This is a genomic window from Nocardia sp. NBC_00416, assembly GCF_036032445.1.
In the GTDB taxonomy this organism is placed as follows: Bacteria; Actinomycetota; Actinomycetes; order Mycobacteriales; family Mycobacteriaceae; genus Nocardia.
The window spans coordinates 3,856,144-3,873,069 of sequence record NZ_CP107932.1 but is presented as its reverse complement, the minus strand read 5'-3'; the positions used below and the strand labels follow the sequence as shown (position 1 = coordinate 3,873,069).

Below are 16,926 nucleotides of genomic sequence, written 5' to 3'. Positions count from 1 at the left end.
GCATCGGCGCGGGCAACCCGAGTAGGAAACGTGTCAGGTGGGGTGTCACCCGCTCGGTTCGATGCCGTCGGGCAGCGCCACCAGGGCCGTGAACCGGCTGGTCCGCTCCACCAGCGTGGCGACCGCCGAGCAGAGTCGACCCGGCCACGCTCCGGGCATCGAATTTCAACTGGCGGTTGCGTTCACGTTCGATCAGTTGCGGTTGAGTTTCTTCGGGAGATTCGCCACTGGAGACCAGACGAACGTCCGCCCCACCTTGCTCCGATTGAGCAAGCCTCGATTCTCGAGGTCGACGAGATCGTTCCTGGCCGTCTGCTCTGCGACGGCATGGCTTCTCATGTGGGAATGTACAGTGACTTCCCCGGTATGGTTCCGGATCGCATATTCGATGAGAGCGAGTTGGCGATGATTGAAGATGCCAGAAGGAGACAGGGCCACGCGTGTCTCGCGTACTTCCTCTGCTTTTCTGGCGAGATAGTCGTCTAGTTCATGCAGGGCACGACTGATGACTTCGAGATGATAGATGATGAAGTATGTCAGGTCGCCTTCGTCTTGTTCGCTCAGCAGGAAGGATCGGGCGTACTTCGCGGGGGCCTTCTTCAGAATCTTGGAGATCGTCAGGTATTCGGTGAGCCAGTAGCCTTGCTTGAGCATGCTCCAGTAGAAAAGCGCGCGAGCAGTCCTTCCGTTACCGTCCTCGAAGTAATGGTCGTAGCCGGCCATGAAGTGTATTATCAACGCCCTTGCGACCGGCGGGACGTATCCACTGTTGTCGTCTTTTTCGTTGGCGAAGTCGCACAATCGCTGCAAACGCCCAGGGAGCTGCTCTACGGGCGGGGGAATGTGAAGGATCTCTTCATCTCTGCCGTACACCTTTACGCGATCAGCCGGGTCCGGATCGCTTTGAATCTTTCCCGCAGAATCGGGGTCGTCGAGAGTGTCGTCGGTAACTATTCTGTGTAGTTCGCAAATAATCTCGGGACTGAACTCTTCTTTCTGATTTTCGCGAACGAACAGCATCGCGTTGTAGTTGTTCAGGATCATCTGTTCGCTACGGGTGCGAGGCCGAGTCCCGAACCTGATCATATTCTTTGCATCCTTACGGCTTGTGGATGCGCCTTCGAGCTGGCTGGAAGTGATGGCTTCTTCGATCAACGAGCTCACGACATACCGATTTCGGGTCGTCGGATTCGTGACTTGTTCTGGAGCGGCGATTTGTCCACTCGCGCGCTGTGTTATTTCATCGAGAAGCCTGAGCACCTCATCCGGTAGTGCGTAGGCGAACGAAGATCCGTCGATATCCTGTAAAGGAACGGGGCGTCGCATCCCCGTTCTTGCTATCTTTGTGACCAACCACCACTCTTCATGGGTCATGCCTTCTGGTGGTTTCTTGTAGCGAAGTTTATCCCAAGGTAAATAGAGATCAGAGGCTCCCGGTGCGGCAAACAAACCGTTGATGAGCCGACTGTCACCGTCAAGGAGCTTTTTCCGCAGACCTTCCAGGTCGGGCGGCGGGGCAGGATGCATCTCAGGGCTCCTCTGCGCTAAACCCTAAGGCTAACATCCTTAGGGTTAGGGTTTGCTCGGCAACTGGCCAGGGTATCTAGGTCAGCTCGGGAGCTAAGGGGTAGATCTGGTGCACGTGAGTGATGGCGCGAGGGGTTCGGGCTGCGTTACTCGGCCTTGGTCCTAAGTCCTAAGTTGGGCTTCATTAGGTTTTGGTTAGGGGTTGGAGGTAGCTCGAGGACAGGTCGTCGTCGCCGCGTGCCGAACCTGTCGCCCGGCTCGTATGTTGTCGCACCAGCCGTGTAGCCCTGGATCGAGTCGGCGTGCCCGTCGTGGTGCAGGATGGTCGGCGGTGGCGGTGACCCCTTGGTGCCGATCGCTGCGTTTGGTCCCGAGAATCGTTGCGCTGCAGGCTATTGCCTATGGTTGTCGATGTGATTCCCGCTGCGTTTTCGGCCGGAGCTGGTTGCGCTGGATATCGACGGCACGATCTGCGCCGTCCAGCTCGGCGCTCCGGCGAACGGGACCCTCGCGGTGGGCGACGGTGTCAACGATCTGGAAATGCTCGCCTGGGCAGCTCACGGGGTGGCCATGGGCCATGCGCCCGAGGTCGTGCGCGCCGTGGCCGACGAAGTCTGTCCACCGGTTGCCGAGGATGGTCCGGCCACCCTCTTGGCCCGATGGTTCTGACCATCGCGAGGCCCACAGCAGACTGATCAGAGTCCGGGACAACCGATGGCAGGCCCGGTTCGCCGAGACCTGGGCTGCCGCGCCGGCCATTCTCTCCGGCGCGACTGCGACCTGTTCACTGATGAAGTCGCGCCTTCGTGCCATCCGTCCGCGGCCGGCCAAGGGTAGGCGAGCTGCCGGTACCGGGCTCCATTACCCCGACCTTCTGGTGAGATGCGGCAGCGCAGGGCGTCAGCGGTTGACGCGCTCGGCGGCCTGTTCGAACCACTCGCCGCGCATCTGCACGAGCTCCTTGCCGTAATCCATCACCAGCCGACCGTAGTGGGACAGATTGTCATCGTCCCAGTCGATCCGCGCCTCCAGTTCGTCGATCTCGGTCAGTCGCCGCTTCAGGGCATCGGCGCATTTGCGCAGGAAGGCGCGGCGCTCCTCGGGTTCGACGGTGCCGAGCAGGAACACCCGCAGCATCGTCTCGTCGCGCCGCGCCGGCGCGGGATCGACTTCGATCATCCAGTGCCGCAGCGCATTTCGACCAATTTCGGTGATCTCGTAGACTTTACGCCTGCGCGCGCCCTCCGCGGCGACCTCGATCAGTCCCTCCGTCGTGAGCTTGCCGAGTTCGCCGTACAGCTGGCTCTGGGTGGCCTGCCAGATATTGCCCAGCGAAATATCGAACATCTTCAACAGGTCGTATCCGCTGGCCGGACCGCGGTCGGCCAGTAGGCCCAGAGCAGCGAATCGAAGGCTCATATCTCGAACCTAACATGTCGAAGCAGACATTTCACTATTGACATGTCGAACTAGAAACGTCTAGCTTTGACATGTCTCAAGTGACATATAGCCCGGCGAGAGGTCGAGATCGTGTTGAAATACTACGCCCGCAGCTTTCTGCCTTGGATCGTGCTCGCTGTGGGGAGCGGAGTGGACAATCGAGTCGGCGCCCTGGGCGGGCTGCTCACGTCGGTCGTGCTGCTCGCCGCCGACCGCCGGGCGGGGCGTCGGGCAGACGAGACGATCCTGGATCTGTCCACTGCCGGCTTCATGGCTGTCTTCTCCGTCCTGACGGTGGCGCTGCCGGATTCATCGCTGCTCGATTACGGAGCGGCACTGGCCATGGCGTGGCTCGCCGTGACCGCATGGGCGAGCCTGGCAGCGCGGCGGCCGTTCACCCTCGGTATCGCCCGGCGGACGGTGAGTGCCGATATCGCCCGGCTACCAGCTTTCATCCGGATCAATACGGTGGTCACGCTGGTGTGGGCACTGGGCTTCACCTGCGAGGCCGCGTCCCTGGCCTATGTGCAGGCCCGCGCGCCGCACAACGTTCTCGCACTGGTCGCCTGCAAGGTCGGTGTCGTCGCGGTGGCCGCGATCTTCACCGCCCGCTATCCCGCATACGCCCGGCGTCGAGCGGTCGCCGCGGCATCCACCATGGAGGTAATCGCATGAGCGACTCGGCAACCGCGCCATGGCTGACGGGCTTGTTCGCACCGGTGCCCGATGAGATCGACGCCTACGATCTGCCGGTCGAGGGCACCCTGCCGCCCGAGCTGACCGGACGCTACTTCCGCAACGGTCCGAATCCGGAGCTCGGCGGCGCCAGCGCGCACTGGTTCATCGGTGACGGCATGGTGCACGGGGTGCGGCTGCGCGAGGGCCGCGCGGAGTGGTACCGCAATCGATGGGTGCGCACGACCCGGTTCACCGAGGGGGCATCGCTGCGTCGCGAGGACGGCACCGTCGATCGGGCCGCCGTTTCGGCGAACACCCACGTGATCGCACACGCCGACCGGATCATGGCCCTGGTCGAGAGCGGATTTCCCCACGAGCTCACGCCGGAACTGGACACGGTCGGCCCGCGGGACTTCGGCGGCCGACTGACCACCGCCATGACCGCACACCCCAAGCGCGATCCGCGGACGGGCGAATTGCTGTTCTTCGGTTACGGGTTCGCGCCGCCGTATCTGACCTACCACCGGCTGTCCGCCGCGGGTGAGCTGGTGGAGAGCCGGGTCGTCGAGGTGGGCGGTCCGACGATGATGCACGATTTCGCGATTACCGAACACTATGTGGTGTGGCTGGATCTCCCGGTCGTGTTCGATCGGAACCTGCTGGGCGGCATGCCCTATCGCTGGGATTCGGACTACCCCGCCCGGTTGGGGGTGATGCCGCGGGCCGGCGGCGCGGTGCGCTGGTTCGATATCGATCCCTGCTATGTCTTCCACGTCGGCAACGCCTACGAGGACACCGACGGCAAAATCGTGCTCGACGCGGTGCGCTACGCGCCGGAAGACTTCACCGCGATCTGGTCGGGAATCGGTGGCGACGGCGCCGCGGGCAGTGCCGGGGCGAGCCGCTTGCATCGCTGGGTGCTCGATATCGCTACCGGCCGGGCCGTCGAAACACAGTGTGACGACCGGGATGTCGAATTTCCGACGCACGACGAGCAGCGCACCGGTCTGCCCTCCCGCTATCTCTACGCGGTGGGTGATTCATCGATCGTGAAATACGATGTGGGCCAGGGGAGTGCGACGTCACACGAACTGGGATCCGGATTCGCGCCCGGCGAGGCCGTTTTCGTCCCGGCGTCCGACGCCGGCGGCGAGGACGAGGGCTGGCTGCTCACCATCACCTCCGACCGTGGCGGACATGGTTCCGAACTACTGATCCTGGATGCCGGCGATCTGTCCCGGACCGCCTCCGTGCGATTGCCCAGACGGGTGCCGGCAGGATTCCACGGCAGTTGGATCGCGGACTGAGTGCTCTCGGAAACAGGGCTCGAGCCCCGGCGCAGTGCTGGGCCCGAACCATGGTCGGCAACCTCTCGGGCGGCGCGGAGGTCCCATCATCTCGGCCGAAACGGACCGGTCGAATCCGGGATCCTGATAGCCGGTGATCACGTCCGCGATCGCGCGAGCCCGGGATCATGCGGCCGCCACGAGTCGGGTGTGGAGCAGATCGCGGCCTGTTTCGAGCAGCCGCGTCACCTCGGCAGCATCGTAGTAGCCGGCGTAGGAGTGACCCGCGGCCGCGAGCTCGGCGAGCAACAGCAGACTGATCAGAGTCCGGGACAGCCGATGGCAGGCCCGCTTCACCGAGACCTCGGCTGCCGCGGCGGCCATTTTCTCCGGCGCGACTGCCACCTGTTCTCTGATGAAGTCCGGATTGTCCGCCAGACCCGGATCTCCGACTATGCGGGCCGCCGGGAACTGCACCGCGGCGTCGCCGCGACCGCGCAGCAGTCGTGCCTCGAGTGCGTTGGCCGCTGCCACCGGGCACCAGATGTTGTAATCGACCGTTCCGTCCCGTGTCCGCGGCGGCTCGGTGATCACGGTGGTCACCGAGCGCAGGACGGCGAGTGCCTCCTCGGAACGGTCCACCGCCCACAAGTAAACCGATAGGTCGACGATCTCGTACAACTCGGTCATGCGGGTGTGCGACCAGCGCTCGACCAGCGACGACTTGAACTTCAGGAGATACCGGTTCGCTTCGCCGTCGGGGCTCGCGGCGGCCGGCGGAAGTATTCTCGGGGCGGTCCGGGGCATCGAGCATCCTCTCGATCTCGGGGGAGAGCCTGTGTCGCAGTGGCGGTTCCGGAAAGGGCGAGGTCGCGTCGGCTACTTCTTGCGGCTGTCCCAGGAAACGCCGAACCGGCCGTCGAGGGAACGCAGCAGGGTCAGCAGAGCCGCCCCCAGCCGCCAGTCCGATCCGTCGGTGAGGTCGACCACGTTCCTGACACAGGGCGAGGGGCCCATTCTCTCCAGGTCCGCGCGCTTCACCGGAGGAATCCTCATGGTCAGATGGGCTGTCACCCTGCGTGCTCCCTTGTGCTGTCTACCGGTGAACGTGGAAAAGGACGGCCCTGGCGACACTGCCGACCCGGCCGATGGTCAGGCGCCGCCTTTGCTGGTGACAGAGAGGGCGGCGCCGTCCAGCGAACGCGATGATCGTCATCGGCCACCGCGAGGCGTCGCTTCTCACTGCTGTCTCCTTGAAAGCGGGTGAGCAGGCCGCGGAGCGGACCAGCCCCGGGCCTGGCCTGCAGTAGTCATGGCAGCCGTAGCTTACGGCGCTGTTCGCTGATGGGAATATCAGAAGTCGAAACCGCCGCCGTCGAATCCGCCCCAGTCGCCACCGGAGTCGCCGCCGCCGTCGCCCGCCTCGCCGCCCGCTCCGTCGGGTCCCTGGTCGCCGGACGTGAGACCGTCCTGGAATCCCTCGCCGTAGCCGTTCTCGAAGCCCTGTGCGCCGTAGCCGACGCCGGACATACCGGAGAACAGGGAGGTGAACAGGAGGGCCGAGCCCAGTCCCCAGGCGCCGGCGACCATGGCCGGTTTCCACCAGGGTTCGGAGTACCAGCCCGCGGGCACCGGCCGACCCGCGACGCGGCCGCCCGGGTAGTAGTTCGGGGTCGCGGACGACGGGTCGGGGGAGGCCGCGATCCGACGGTCCTCGAAGTCGATCACCCGGTCTTCGCTGACCTTGCCCGCGCTTGCCCGGCCGTCGAGCTCCGGCACATCCGGACCGGGATCCATCCCCATCGCGGTCCGCGCTCCGCGGATGTAATAGAGACCCTCGATCGCGGTCTGTTTCGCCAGCCGCGCCTGGACGGGAGTTCTGGCCTGGTCGAGCTGGGAGCCGGCCGCCGTATGCCGCTCCGCGGCGTCGGCCAGTGCCTGCTGGGCGGGCTCGTTACTGCCGGTCAGGTTGTAGATCTGGCCGCCGAGCCGCTCGTTGACCTGCCGGGCGTCGGCGAGCGCGTCGGCCAATTCGGTCTCGGTGCGTTTCGCGCCCTGCCGAGACCGCCACACCAGATAACACGCCACCACGACAACCACGACGGCGATCAGCAGCCACTCCATACGTCGCACTCCTCGAATCGGTGGAGCACAGTGCCGACAAGTTTACTCGCGACCCGGTCTCGGTAACTTCGGCACGGTCGTGGTCGGCGACGTCGCCGCCGGAGTTCGGAAATCGGGCTGTACGCAGCCGGAACAGTGGCGGGATGCACGCATCGATGGCCGGGATCGGCGCGGGGCTATATGATCGCTCACGTGATGACTCATTCTGATCAAAGATTGGGGGTCCCGTCCGTGCAAGGTGAGTGCTGATGCGCACTCGAGTCACGAACGGGGACGATTCCCGCCTTTCCCTCTGGTTGCGCGTACGTGAGTTCGCCGTACCGCCCTCCATGATCGAGACCGCAACCGCTCGACGTCGCCGAGGCGACTGGGTCGGGGCATGTGCCGCAGCAGGTTTCGATCTCGATATCGATATGCGATGGCTGGTACGCAGATACGGCCGGGAGTTCGCGGCCCGCGTCCGGTCCGATCTGCGCCATCTGGCACCCGATCTATTGCGTTGGCACCTGCCGAGGATCGCGCCGGACGGGTTGCTGCGGCCGGGCCTGACCATCGCGCTGGCGCGATACGACCCGCCCGGACCGCTGACGCGTTGTGGTGGTGCGGGTTCGGTATACCTCGTCGTGCGGACCGCACCGGCGTGGGCGGATGCCGGTCAGCGGATCGGCCTGGCCCTGTGGGACGGATCGCGTGCCGGTGCCGGTGCCGGTGCACATCCACATCCCCGCCCGAACCCGCGGTTCCGCCTCGATCTGCACCGTCACCTGTGGGATGCGCGCATGGCCGACGAGCTTCGGACACGTTCCGGGGCCGATCAATTCGCAGTCGGCGGCGTCGACCCCGGGCTGCTGGAGCCGGTACCCCCGGGTTGCGCCGTGGACCGATGGGCGGCCGAGGCCGGGATTCTCCTGCACGCCGAAGGGCGGCGGAGCGGTCCTGTCCGGGTGCGGTTCGGGGCACGGCAAGAGCTGGTGGCGGATCTGGCGTCGGACGGCGATGGCCCGCCCACACTGCGGAAAGCGCAGGCCTACCCACGTGGCGGGTTGTCCGCGCTGCCGGTCCTGCCCGACGCGGCGACCTGGACATTGCCCGACCTGGCACTGATCCGTGCCGGGGCGATATCGGCCGACCGGCTGCATCCGCTGGTCGCCGCGGCGCTGGTGCCGGGCTGGTCGCCGGCCGATACGTCCCGGATCGCGGACGGGGCAGATCAGCCGAACCTCGTGGAGTGCCGGGGCGAGCGGCACCGGATCGGGCTGGTGGACGGTGTGCTATCCGCGCTCGATCACGACCCGGCCGAGATTCGGCGGGAGGAACTGCTGGTCGCCCTGACCGGGACCCCGCTGCCGTGCCTGCGGGCCATCGACCGAGCGCATCGTCGTCCGGACTGTCTCGCCGGTGTTCGGGAACGTCTCGACCATGGCGACACCGCCGGTGCGCTGGCGGTGGTCGAGGACCTGCTCGGACCCGAAGCCTCGCTGCGTGACGGTGCGCTACGGGACGAGTTGGAGGCCGCCGCGCGACGACGGATCACCTACGGACTGTTCAGGGCAGGGCTGGTCCGCGACGGACCTCCCCGTGCGCAGCCCGACCGTCGTCGCCGCGCGCACCGTGCGCACCCGCGCGACGCCGCTTCGCGCTGACCCGGGGCGTCGTCCTTCCTCATCCGCCCGACGCGGCCCCGAGCCGACCGGGTGACGCCGTCCCGTGCCCGACTGGCTCACCCCCGCGCCGACCTGGCGACTTTCGTTCCGAATCCGACCGGCGCAACCCCTGCGCTGACTCGGCGACTTTCGTTCCGTATCCGACTGGCTCAACCCCGCGCCCACCTGGCGACTTTCGTTCCGAATCCGACCGGCGCAACCCCTGCGCTGACCCGGTGACTTTCGTCCAGTGTCCGACCGACACAACCCTGCGCCGACCCGGCGACTTCCGTCCCGTATCCGCCCGACGCAACTACGTTCCCTCGATTCTTCGCAACCAAAGGTGATTCACATATGCCCGCATACACGCCGTGCGCTCCGATCTCCGATCGAGCCCACGCCACCCAACTCGACGTCGCCGGTGACCTGCTGACCCTGTTGGGGGAAGTGACCACCGAACCGCGTCCCGACATCCAACTGGAGGCGCTGACCCTGGCTGTAGCCGCCGACCTGCCGGTGCTCCTGTGGGGTGAGCCGGGGATCGGTAAGACCGCGGCCCTGACCCAACTCGCCGAGTCTCTGGACCTTCCGCTGACCACGGTGATCGCGAGTGTGCACGAGCCGTCGGACTTTTCGGGCCTGCCCATCATCGGCGACGACCCCGCCGAGCACGGTGTCCCGATGGCTCCGCCGGACTGGGCCGTGCGACTCGTCCGGGCCGGGCGGGGGCTGTTGTTCCTGGACGAGCTGTCGACGGCGCCCCCGGCGGTGCAGGCCGCCCTGCTGCGCCTCGTCCTGGAGCGGCGGATCGGTGCCCTGCGGCTACCGCCGGGCGTCCGAATCGTCGCCGCCGCCAACCCGCGCTCCTCGGCGGCCGACGGCTGGGAGCTGAGTCCGCCGTTGGCCAACCGGTTCGTGCACCTGCAATGGACCCACGACCACGACGTGGTCGTCCGTGGCCTCGGCGGAACCTGGCCACGCGCGACACTGCCCCGGCTCGATCCGGGAAAGTTCGCGGAGGCAGTGGCTTTCGCCCGCCGCGCCGTCTGCGGGCTGCTCACGGCTCGCCCCAATCTCGTGCATCAACTACCCACCAGCGAGACGCGCCGGGGCGGTGCCTGGCCCTCCCCGAGAAGTTGGGACATGACAGTGCGGCTGATCGCCTTCGCCACGGCGGCCGGATCTGCCGGAGACGTGCTTTCCCTGTTGATCCGGGGCACCGTGGGGGACGGTCCCGGCTTCGAACTGCTGAACAGCATCGATCGGATGGACCTACCGGACCCCGAAGCGCTGCTCGCCGATCCGTCGGCAGCCGAGCTGCCCGAGCGCGGCGATCTGCGTCAGGCCGTGCTCGACGGAGTCGTGGCGGCGGTCCGCCGGCAACCGGGGAAATCCCGCTGGGACGCGGCCTGGGCGCTACTGGTCAAGGCGGTGGAAACCGGGGCGCCGGACCTGGTGGTCGTCCCCGCCACCACCCTCGCCACCCTGCGCCGCGAAAACTGGGATGTGCCGGCATCGATCGAACAACTCGCCGGAATGGTGTCGGTATCCCAGGGCGCGGATCGCGCCGCGGCCCGCGTCGCCGCGAAAGCCGGCCGATGACGGACTCTTCGAAGCTCGACTCCGGCAAGCTCTTCGCCGCCCGCCTGCACGCCGCCCGGGCCCGGCCCTATCTGGCGACTGCCCTGTACGCACTGCATATCGTCGAGTCGCGACGAGTACCGACGATGGGCGTGGACCGCTACTGGCGGTGCTATGTCTCGCCCGTGTTCGTGGATCGGACTCCGGTGGAGGAGCTGGCTTCGGTACTGGTGCACGAGGTGTCGCATCTGCTGCGCGACCATCACGGTCGCAGCGACCGATTCGCCCGCGCGCACAACCTGAGCGGCCCGGCGGAGCGACTGCGGATGAACATAGCCGCCGACGCCGAGATCAACGACGATGCGTTCGGTGACGGGTTGGTCCAGCCGGAGGGGGCTGTCGTGCCGGCGACTCTGGGCTTGTCCCAGGGCGAGCTCATGGAGGATTACCTGCGTCAGTTCCGCCTCGGCAGCCTGACGGAGGATATGGCGTGGCTCGACTGCGGCAGCGGCGCCGACGGATCGGACCGTGCGTGGGAGCTCGGTCCGGACGGTGCGGACGGCCTCAGCGAACAGGAACGCGACGCGGTCCGATTCCGGGTGGCGCAGGGGCTCGTCGGTCGTCCGGGAGACGCGCCGCAGGGGTGGCGGCGCTGGGCGGACGAGGCGTTGCACCCGCCTCAGGCGTGGCGGGACCTGCTGGGAGCGGCCATTCGTTCGGCGGCCTCCGGTTCCGGCCCCGGCGCGGACTATACGTACGGTCGGCCGGCGCGGCGCTCGGCCGGGCTGCCCGGCGTCGTGCTGCCGAGCCTGCGGCGCGCACCGCCTCGGGTCAGCGTGGTCATTGATACCTCGGGGTCGGTCAGCGATGCCGAACTGGGCAGCGCGCTGCTCGAAGTGGCCGCCATCTCCCGTGCGGTGGGCGGGCGCCGCGACCTCGTCACCGTGCTGTCCTGCGACGCCGCGGCGGGGGTCGCGCATCCGCTGTGCCGGGCCGAGGGGATACCCCTGGTGGGTGGTGGGGGTACGGATCTGCGCACGGGTTTCGCCGCGGCGCTTCGGGCCCGGCCCGGCCCCGATGTGCTCGTCGTGCTGACCGACGGCCAGACGCCCTGGCCGACCGGCCGGCCGGGGTGCCGAACGGTGGTAGGGCTGTTCCGCCGGCAGCGTTCGTGGAGTGAACGTGATCCCGGCTACGTTCCGGACGGTCCACCGGATTGGGCGCGGGTAGTCGATATCGGGATGTCGGTCTGAGGAGGTCGGCCTGCGGCAGAGAGGCGTGTCCGCCGCGCGATCTCGACGCCTCAGTGGTCCGGTGCGTGCGCAGGCGGCTCGATTCTGGCGGCGGTATCGCGAGGCCGGTACCGCAGGCCGATCCGAACCCTGGCTCCCCGGTCCTATGCAGCGCGGTACTCCGGTCCGATGTGTTCGCGGCCCCGGGTTCCTACCCTCGGATCATGCGTATCCGAGCCTTCGCTCTCCCGATCTGCACGACCGCGGTGTTCCTGTCCGCCTGCGCGACGACCTCGTCCGAGCCCGCCGCCGTGCTTCCGGTGGGCGTCGACCGCGTGGACACCGTGCACGGTGACCTCGACGAACTGATCCGCTCCGGCGCTGTCGGGGCTCTTGCCACGCTCACCGACGACGATGCCACCACCGTCGTGGCCTCCGGCCGCGCCGATACCGCCGCCGGGATCCCGATCCCTACCGATCCTCCCCAGCATGTCCGGGTCGGGAGCGTCACCAAGTCCTTCACCGCCGCGGTCGTGCTGCAACTGGTGGCCGAGCACCGGATCGACCTCGACCAGCCGATCGACGGGTATCTGCCCGGTCTGCTCACCGGTGACGGCGTGGACGGGCACGCCATCACCGTCCGCCAGATCCTGGGCCATCGAAGCGGACTGCCCGAACCGGCGCGGACCCGGGAGACGAACGAGCACGCGGCGGCGCAGGACGGCCGTACCTACACCCCGGCGCAGGAGATAGCCCTCGCCCTGCGGTCTCCCGCGCAGTTCGCCCCCGGCGCTCGATTCGAGTACGCCAACATCAACTACATCGTCGCGGGCATGTTGATCGAGGCGGTGACCGGGCACCGCTACACCGATGAGCTGCGCGACCGCATTCTCATTCCGCTGGCCTTGGCCGATACCTACCTGCCGGCCACCGGCGAGACCGGTCTGCGCGATCCGCATCCGACCGGCTATGTCACCGCCGACGGTATCGTCACCGACGCGACGATCATGGAGCCGTCGTTGCCGTGGGCGTCCGGCGCGCTGGTCAGCACCGGCGCCGACCTGAACCGGTTCTTCACCGCTCTGCTCGCCGGGCAGGTGGTGCCGCCGGCCCAGCTGCGGCAGATGCTCGACGGGACGGATATGGGCAACGGTGACGGCATGTCTTATGGGCTCGGCATCGCGTACACCCAGCTGCCGTGCGACGCGGAATTCGTGGGCAACGTCGGTGGCGTCCACGGGTTCACCGCCGTCTCCGGCGCCACCGCGGGCGGTCGCGCGGTCACGTACTCCTATACCGGCACCTCTTCCGCGTTGGATGTACGCACGGTGCTCACCCACGCACTGTGCGGGTAGCGTCCGCCGCCGGCTCGTCCATCCAGCAGGTCGGTAGTCGCGATGCGCCGCCGCCGGCGGCGGGTCCGACCGAACACCGACTGCCTCTGCCATGCTGATCACATGACATCAGCGGCGGTCGAGGCGCCGTCGCGGTGCAGGACGAGGTCGCGAGCCGGGACGGAGCGAAAATGACCACCACAGTTCTGGTCACCGGCGGTACCGGACGACTCGGCCGCAGCCTCGTCCCGCGGCTGGTCGCCGCCGGCCACGAGGTCCGTGTGCTGACGCGCCGGCACCGCGAGCCCGCCGCATGGGAGTGGGTGGTCGGTGATCTGGACACCGGACGCGGAATCGGGGCGGCGGTCGCCGGTGCGCAGGTGATCATCCACTCGGCGACCACCAACGGGCGCGGTGATGTGGCGGCGACCCGCACCCTGATCGATGCCGCGGCGGCCGCCGGAAAACCACATCTGGTGTACATGTCGATCGTCGGTATCGAGAAGGTCGCACTGAGCTACTACCGTGCGAAAGCGGACTGCGAGCGGCTGATCGAGGGATCCGGGCTGCCCTGGACGATCCAGCGCGCGACGCAGTTCCACGACCTGATCACCGCGGTCTGCGATGCCCAGCGCAGACTCCCGGTGACCATGATGCCGTCGAAAGTGAGTTTCCAGCCGATCGACGTCACCGACGTCGCCGATCAGCTCGCCGACATCGCCGCCGGGCCGCCCGCGGGCCGGATGCCCGACCTCGGCGGACCGCAGGTGCGTGCCGCCGCCGAACTGGCCCGCAGCTACCTCGGGGCCATCGGGCGCCGCCGCGCTGTGGTGTCGATTCCCTTGCCGGGCAAGGCGATGCGCGACTACCGTGCGGGCAACCATCTCGCTCGGGACCGGGCGGTCGGACAGATCACGTTCGACGAGTTCGTCGCGCGGATCGCGGCTGAGCGCGAGGGTCGATGAATCGGTAGCCGCGCGCCGGGCTCCGATACCACACCGCACTGCGATTTCCTGTCATACCAGGGGATTACACGGAACGAGAATCCGGCCGATAGCGTCGGTTCAGCGACCTCGTCACCCCGTCCCCGCACCCCGAGCGGGCCCTGCCGGATCAGCTCGCCGATCGACATCGACCGGTCGGCATCGAAAACGGGCGGAGGCGCAGTCCCCGACTCTCAGGAAGATCTATGACGACACCGGCCTTGGTCCCAGAGATATCCGCACGGTCATCGCGGCGCGGCGGCGCCGACGGAGATTACGCGCGCCTGCTGCGCCGGATCTCCGATGCGGGACTGATGAACCGGCAGCCGGTCTACTACGCCGTCCGGCTCGGCCTCGTCGGGTTCGCGTTCGCGGCCGGCTGGGCGGCGTTCGTCCTCGTCGGCGACTCGTGGTGGACGCTGTTGATCGCGGCGTTCCTGGCCGTGACGTTCGCTCAGGTCGCACTCGTCATGCACGATGTCGCGCACCGCCAGGTTCTCCGGCTGCGGCGGCCGACGGAGCTGGTGGGCCGCGTCGTCGGCAACGCCGGCATCGGCCTGGCCTACGGCTGGTGGCAGGACAAGCACACCCGGCATCACGCCAATCCGAATCACGAGGAACTCGACCCCGATGTCGCGCCCGACGTTCTGGTCTGGTCGCAACGTCAGGCCCGGGCCAGTCGTGGTCTGCCCCGGCTCATCGGGAGAGCGCAGGCGTACCTGTTCTTTCCCCTGCTGATGCTGGAGGGCTTGAACCTCCATGTGGCGAGCGCGCGGGCGCTGAGAAACCGATCGCTGAAACATCGCGCAGCGGAGGGTGCGCTGCTCTTCGGCCACTTCGCCGCCTATCTGGCCGCGTTGTTCGCGGTGCTGCCCGCCGACAAGGCCTTCGCGTTCCTCGCTGTCCACCAGGCACTGTTCGGTCTGTACATGGGCTGCCTCTTCGCCCCGAACCACAAGGGCATGCCGACCCTGACCGGCGACGACCGCCCCGACTATCTACGCCGGCAGGTGCTGACCTCCCGCAACGTCCGGGGCGGTCCGCTGACCGACCTGGCCCTCGGCGGGCTCAATTATCAGATCGAACACCATTTGTTCCCGAGTATGCCGACGCCGAATCTGCGGCACGCCCAGGTGATCGTCCGCGAATACTGCGCCGAGATCGGGGTGCCGTACCACGAGACCGGACTGATCGCCTCCTACCGCGAGGCGCTGGCGCACCTGCACCACGTCGGCGCGCCCCTGCGCACCGACGACCGGCACTCCGGCGCCCGATGAACCCTTCCCGGCAGAGGTAGGGCCGCCGGCGCGGGCTCGGCCCGCCGGCTGCGCGCAGGTCGCGGTAGCCGACGGGCCGTGCGGTCGCCGCATCCGCGCCGCCGCACGGACTCCGGCGGCGTCGTGCTCTGGTTCCGCTGCTGCCCGTGGGGCTTTTACAGCGGCAGCAGGTGATGCTTGCGCGGGTAGCGCACGACCTTCTTGTCGCGGAGCAGGTGCAGGGCACGCCGGATTTCCAGGCGGGTCGCCGACGGCTCGATCACGCTGTCGATGTAGCCGCGCTCGGCCGCGATCCACGGAGTCGCGATGGTCGCGTTGTAGAAGTCGATCATCTGCTGGCGGATGGTGGCGCGCTGATCCTCGGGGGCGGCGTCGAGCGCCTTGCGCTGGGTCAGGCCCACCGCGCTGTCGGCGCCCATGACCGCGATGCGGGCGGTGGGCCAGGCCAGATAGATATCGCAGCCGAGAGCCTTGGCGCCCATGACGGCCCAACCGCCGCCGTAGGCCTTGCGGATCACCACCGTCACCTTGGGGACCGTGGCCTCCACGTAGGCGAACAGGAAACGGCCGCCGCGCTTGATGACGCCCACTTTCTCCTGTTCGACGCCGGGCAGGAAGCCGGGGGTGTCGACCACCAGCACCAGCGGGATCTCGAAGGCGTTGCAGATGTGGATGAAGTGCGCGGCCTTGTCGCCGGCCTTGGCGTCGAGCGCGCCCGCCAGCACCGTCGGCTGGTTGGCGACCACACCCACCGGGCTGCCGTCGACCCGGGCGAACCCGGTGATCAGATTCGTGGTGGCGGCCGCGCCGATCTCGTGGAACTCACCGTCGTCGAAGATCCGCAACAGCACGTCGTGCATATCGTAGACCGCGTTGTCCGAGTCGGGGACCAGCGTGTTCAGTGTCAGATCGGATTCGGTGATCTGCGGTTCCAGGCCGGGATTCACGATCGGAGGCAGCTCGGTGGCGCTCGACGGCAGGTAGCTCAGGTAGCTGCGGACCCACGCGAAGGCGGCTGCCTCGTCCTTGGCGACATGGTGGATGTTGCCGTAGGCGGCCTGGTTGTAGGCGCCGCCCAGCTCTTCCATGTCCACCTTTTCGCCGATCGCGTCCTCGATGATCTTGGGGCCGGTGACGAACATATGCGCGCTCTCGGTGGCGACCACGACATCGGTGCAGATCGGCTGGTACACCGCGCCGGCGGCGCAATTGCCCAGGATGAGCGACACCATCGGCACCGCACCCGAGAGCGGTTCCATCTTCGTCGCCAGCTCGCCGTACCAGCGCAGCGACGTCACGGCCTCCTGCACACGCGCGCCGCCCGAATCGTTGATGCCGACCAGCGGGCAGCCCATCCGGCCCGCCAGATCCATGATCGCGGCGACCTTACGGCCGAACATCTCGCCGATGGTGCCGCCGTACACCGTCTGATCATGGGAGAACACGGCGACGGGCCGGCCGTCGACCAAACCGCGCCCGGTGACCACGCCGTCGCCGTAGAGGGCGTCCTTGTCGCCGGGGTTGCGCACGAGCGCACCGAGTTCGATGAAGGTGCCGGGGTCCAGCAGCATCTCGATGCGGTCGCGGGCGGACGGTATGCCCTTGCGCGCTCGTTTGGCGGCTCCCGCCTCGCCGGCCGGTTCCTGCGCGATCTCGAGTTTTTTTCGCAGGTCGGCGAGTTTTTCGGCGGTAGAACTCATATAACATCCAGATTTATCCGCAGGAACACCGCACCGGGATCGGGGGCGGTTGCCACCGTACCGGCAGGCCGCGACCCGATGCAGTGGTGCGGGCTTGTGAGCTCTCACCGAGTGCGTTCCG

General features: G+C 67.5%; 15 protein-coding genes. 9 read left to right on the top strand and 6 right to left on the bottom strand.

From position 1 onward, the window contains the following. Positions 1-192: 192 nt before the first annotated feature. Complete coding sequence (locus OG804_RS16470) at positions 193-1,527, bottom strand: Fic family protein (RefSeq protein WP_328387505.1); 1,335 nt, start codon at positions 1,525-1,527, stop codon at positions 193-195. A 423-nt stretch (positions 1,528-1,950) separates the two neighbouring features. Here OG804_RS16470 and OG804_RS16465 point away from each other — a divergent pair, with 423 nt between their 5' ends. Next, complete coding sequence (locus OG804_RS16465; protein ID WP_328398443.1) at positions 1,951-2,196, top strand: HAD family hydrolase; 246 nt, start codon at positions 1,951-1,953, stop codon at positions 2,194-2,196. A gap of 231 nt (positions 2,197-2,427) precedes the next feature. On the opposite strand, the gene OG804_RS16460 is transcribed toward OG804_RS16465, so the two are convergent. Further along, positions 2,428-2,946, bottom strand: a complete 519-nt coding sequence (locus OG804_RS16460; RefSeq protein WP_328387503.1) for a PadR family transcriptional regulator — start codon at positions 2,944-2,946, stop codon at positions 2,428-2,430. Between the two features lie 111 nt (positions 2,947-3,057). Between OG804_RS16460 and OG804_RS16455 the strand changes: the two genes are divergently transcribed. Both OG804_RS16455 and OG804_RS16450 read left to right on the top strand, forming a co-directional pair. Beyond that, positions 3,058-3,642, top strand: a complete 585-nt coding sequence (locus OG804_RS16455; RefSeq protein WP_328387501.1) for a hypothetical protein — start codon at positions 3,058-3,060, stop codon at positions 3,640-3,642. Further along, complete coding sequence (locus OG804_RS16450; protein ID WP_328387499.1) at positions 3,639-4,952, top strand: carotenoid oxygenase family protein; 1,314 nt, start codon at positions 3,639-3,641, stop codon at positions 4,950-4,952. Before OG804_RS16455 ends, OG804_RS16450 begins: the two co-directional genes overlap by 4 nt. 165 nt (positions 4,953-5,117) lie before the next feature. Here OG804_RS16450 and OG804_RS16445 read toward each other — a convergent pair whose 3' ends face one another. The 3 genes from OG804_RS16445 to OG804_RS16435 all read right to left on the bottom strand — a co-directional run bounded on the left by OG804_RS16445 (position 5,118) and on the right by OG804_RS16435 (position 7,055). Continuing rightward, a complete protein-coding gene (locus tag OG804_RS16445) occupies positions 5,118-5,738 on the bottom strand; it encodes a hypothetical protein (RefSeq protein WP_328387497.1) in 621 nt (206 codons plus the stop codon). A gap of 72 nt (positions 5,739-5,810) precedes the next feature. Further along, positions 5,811-5,972 carry a hypothetical protein gene (locus OG804_RS16440; RefSeq protein WP_328387495.1) on the bottom strand — a complete coding sequence of 54 codons (162 nt, stop codon included), beginning with the start codon at positions 5,970-5,972 and terminating at the stop codon, positions 5,811-5,813. A gap of 312 nt (positions 5,973-6,284) precedes the next feature. Next, a complete protein-coding gene (locus OG804_RS16435; RefSeq protein WP_328387493.1) occupies positions 6,285-7,055 on the bottom strand; it encodes a DUF1542 domain-containing protein in 771 nt (256 codons plus the stop codon). Between the two features lie 242 nt (positions 7,056-7,297). On the opposite strand from OG804_RS16435, the gene OG804_RS16430 reads away from it, so the two are divergent. From OG804_RS16430 to OG804_RS16405, 6 genes are all read left to right on the top strand, one after another. Continuing rightward, complete coding sequence (locus OG804_RS16430) at positions 7,298-8,698, top strand: hypothetical protein (protein ID WP_442941542.1); 1,401 nt, start codon at positions 7,298-7,300, stop codon at positions 8,696-8,698. Between the two features lie 354 nt (positions 8,699-9,052). Beyond that, positions 9,053-10,300, top strand: coding sequence for an AAA family ATPase (locus OG804_RS16425; protein ID WP_328387489.1), 1,248 nt, complete (start codon positions 9,053-9,055; stop codon positions 10,298-10,300). Further along, positions 10,297-11,532: a vWA domain-containing protein gene (locus tag OG804_RS16420; RefSeq protein ID WP_328387488.1), complete on the top strand. Its 1,236-nt coding sequence runs from the start codon at positions 10,297-10,299 to the stop codon at positions 11,530-11,532. The genes OG804_RS16425 and OG804_RS16420 overlap by 4 nt, the downstream gene beginning before the upstream one ends. A 203-nt stretch (positions 11,533-11,735) precedes the next feature. Continuing rightward, positions 11,736-12,866 (top strand): serine hydrolase domain-containing protein, encoded by a 1,131-nt coding sequence (locus tag OG804_RS16415; protein ID WP_328387487.1) that lies wholly within the window; start codon positions 11,736-11,738, stop codon positions 12,864-12,866. A gap of 170 nt (positions 12,867-13,036) precedes the next feature. Continuing rightward, positions 13,037-13,810: an SDR family oxidoreductase gene (locus tag OG804_RS16410; RefSeq protein ID WP_328387486.1), complete on the top strand. Its 774-nt coding sequence runs from the start codon at positions 13,037-13,039 to the stop codon at positions 13,808-13,810. 224 nt (positions 13,811-14,034) lie between these two features. Next, a complete protein-coding gene (locus tag OG804_RS16405; protein ID WP_328387485.1) occupies positions 14,035-15,105 on the top strand; it encodes a fatty acid desaturase family protein in 1,071 nt (356 codons plus the stop codon). 155 nt (positions 15,106-15,260) lie between these two features. On the opposite strand, the gene OG804_RS16400 is transcribed toward OG804_RS16405, so the two are convergent. Then, complete coding sequence (locus OG804_RS16400) at positions 15,261-16,805, bottom strand: acyl-CoA carboxylase subunit beta (protein ID WP_328387483.1); 1,545 nt, start codon at positions 16,803-16,805, stop codon at positions 15,261-15,263. Positions 16,806-16,926 lie beyond the last annotated feature (121 nt).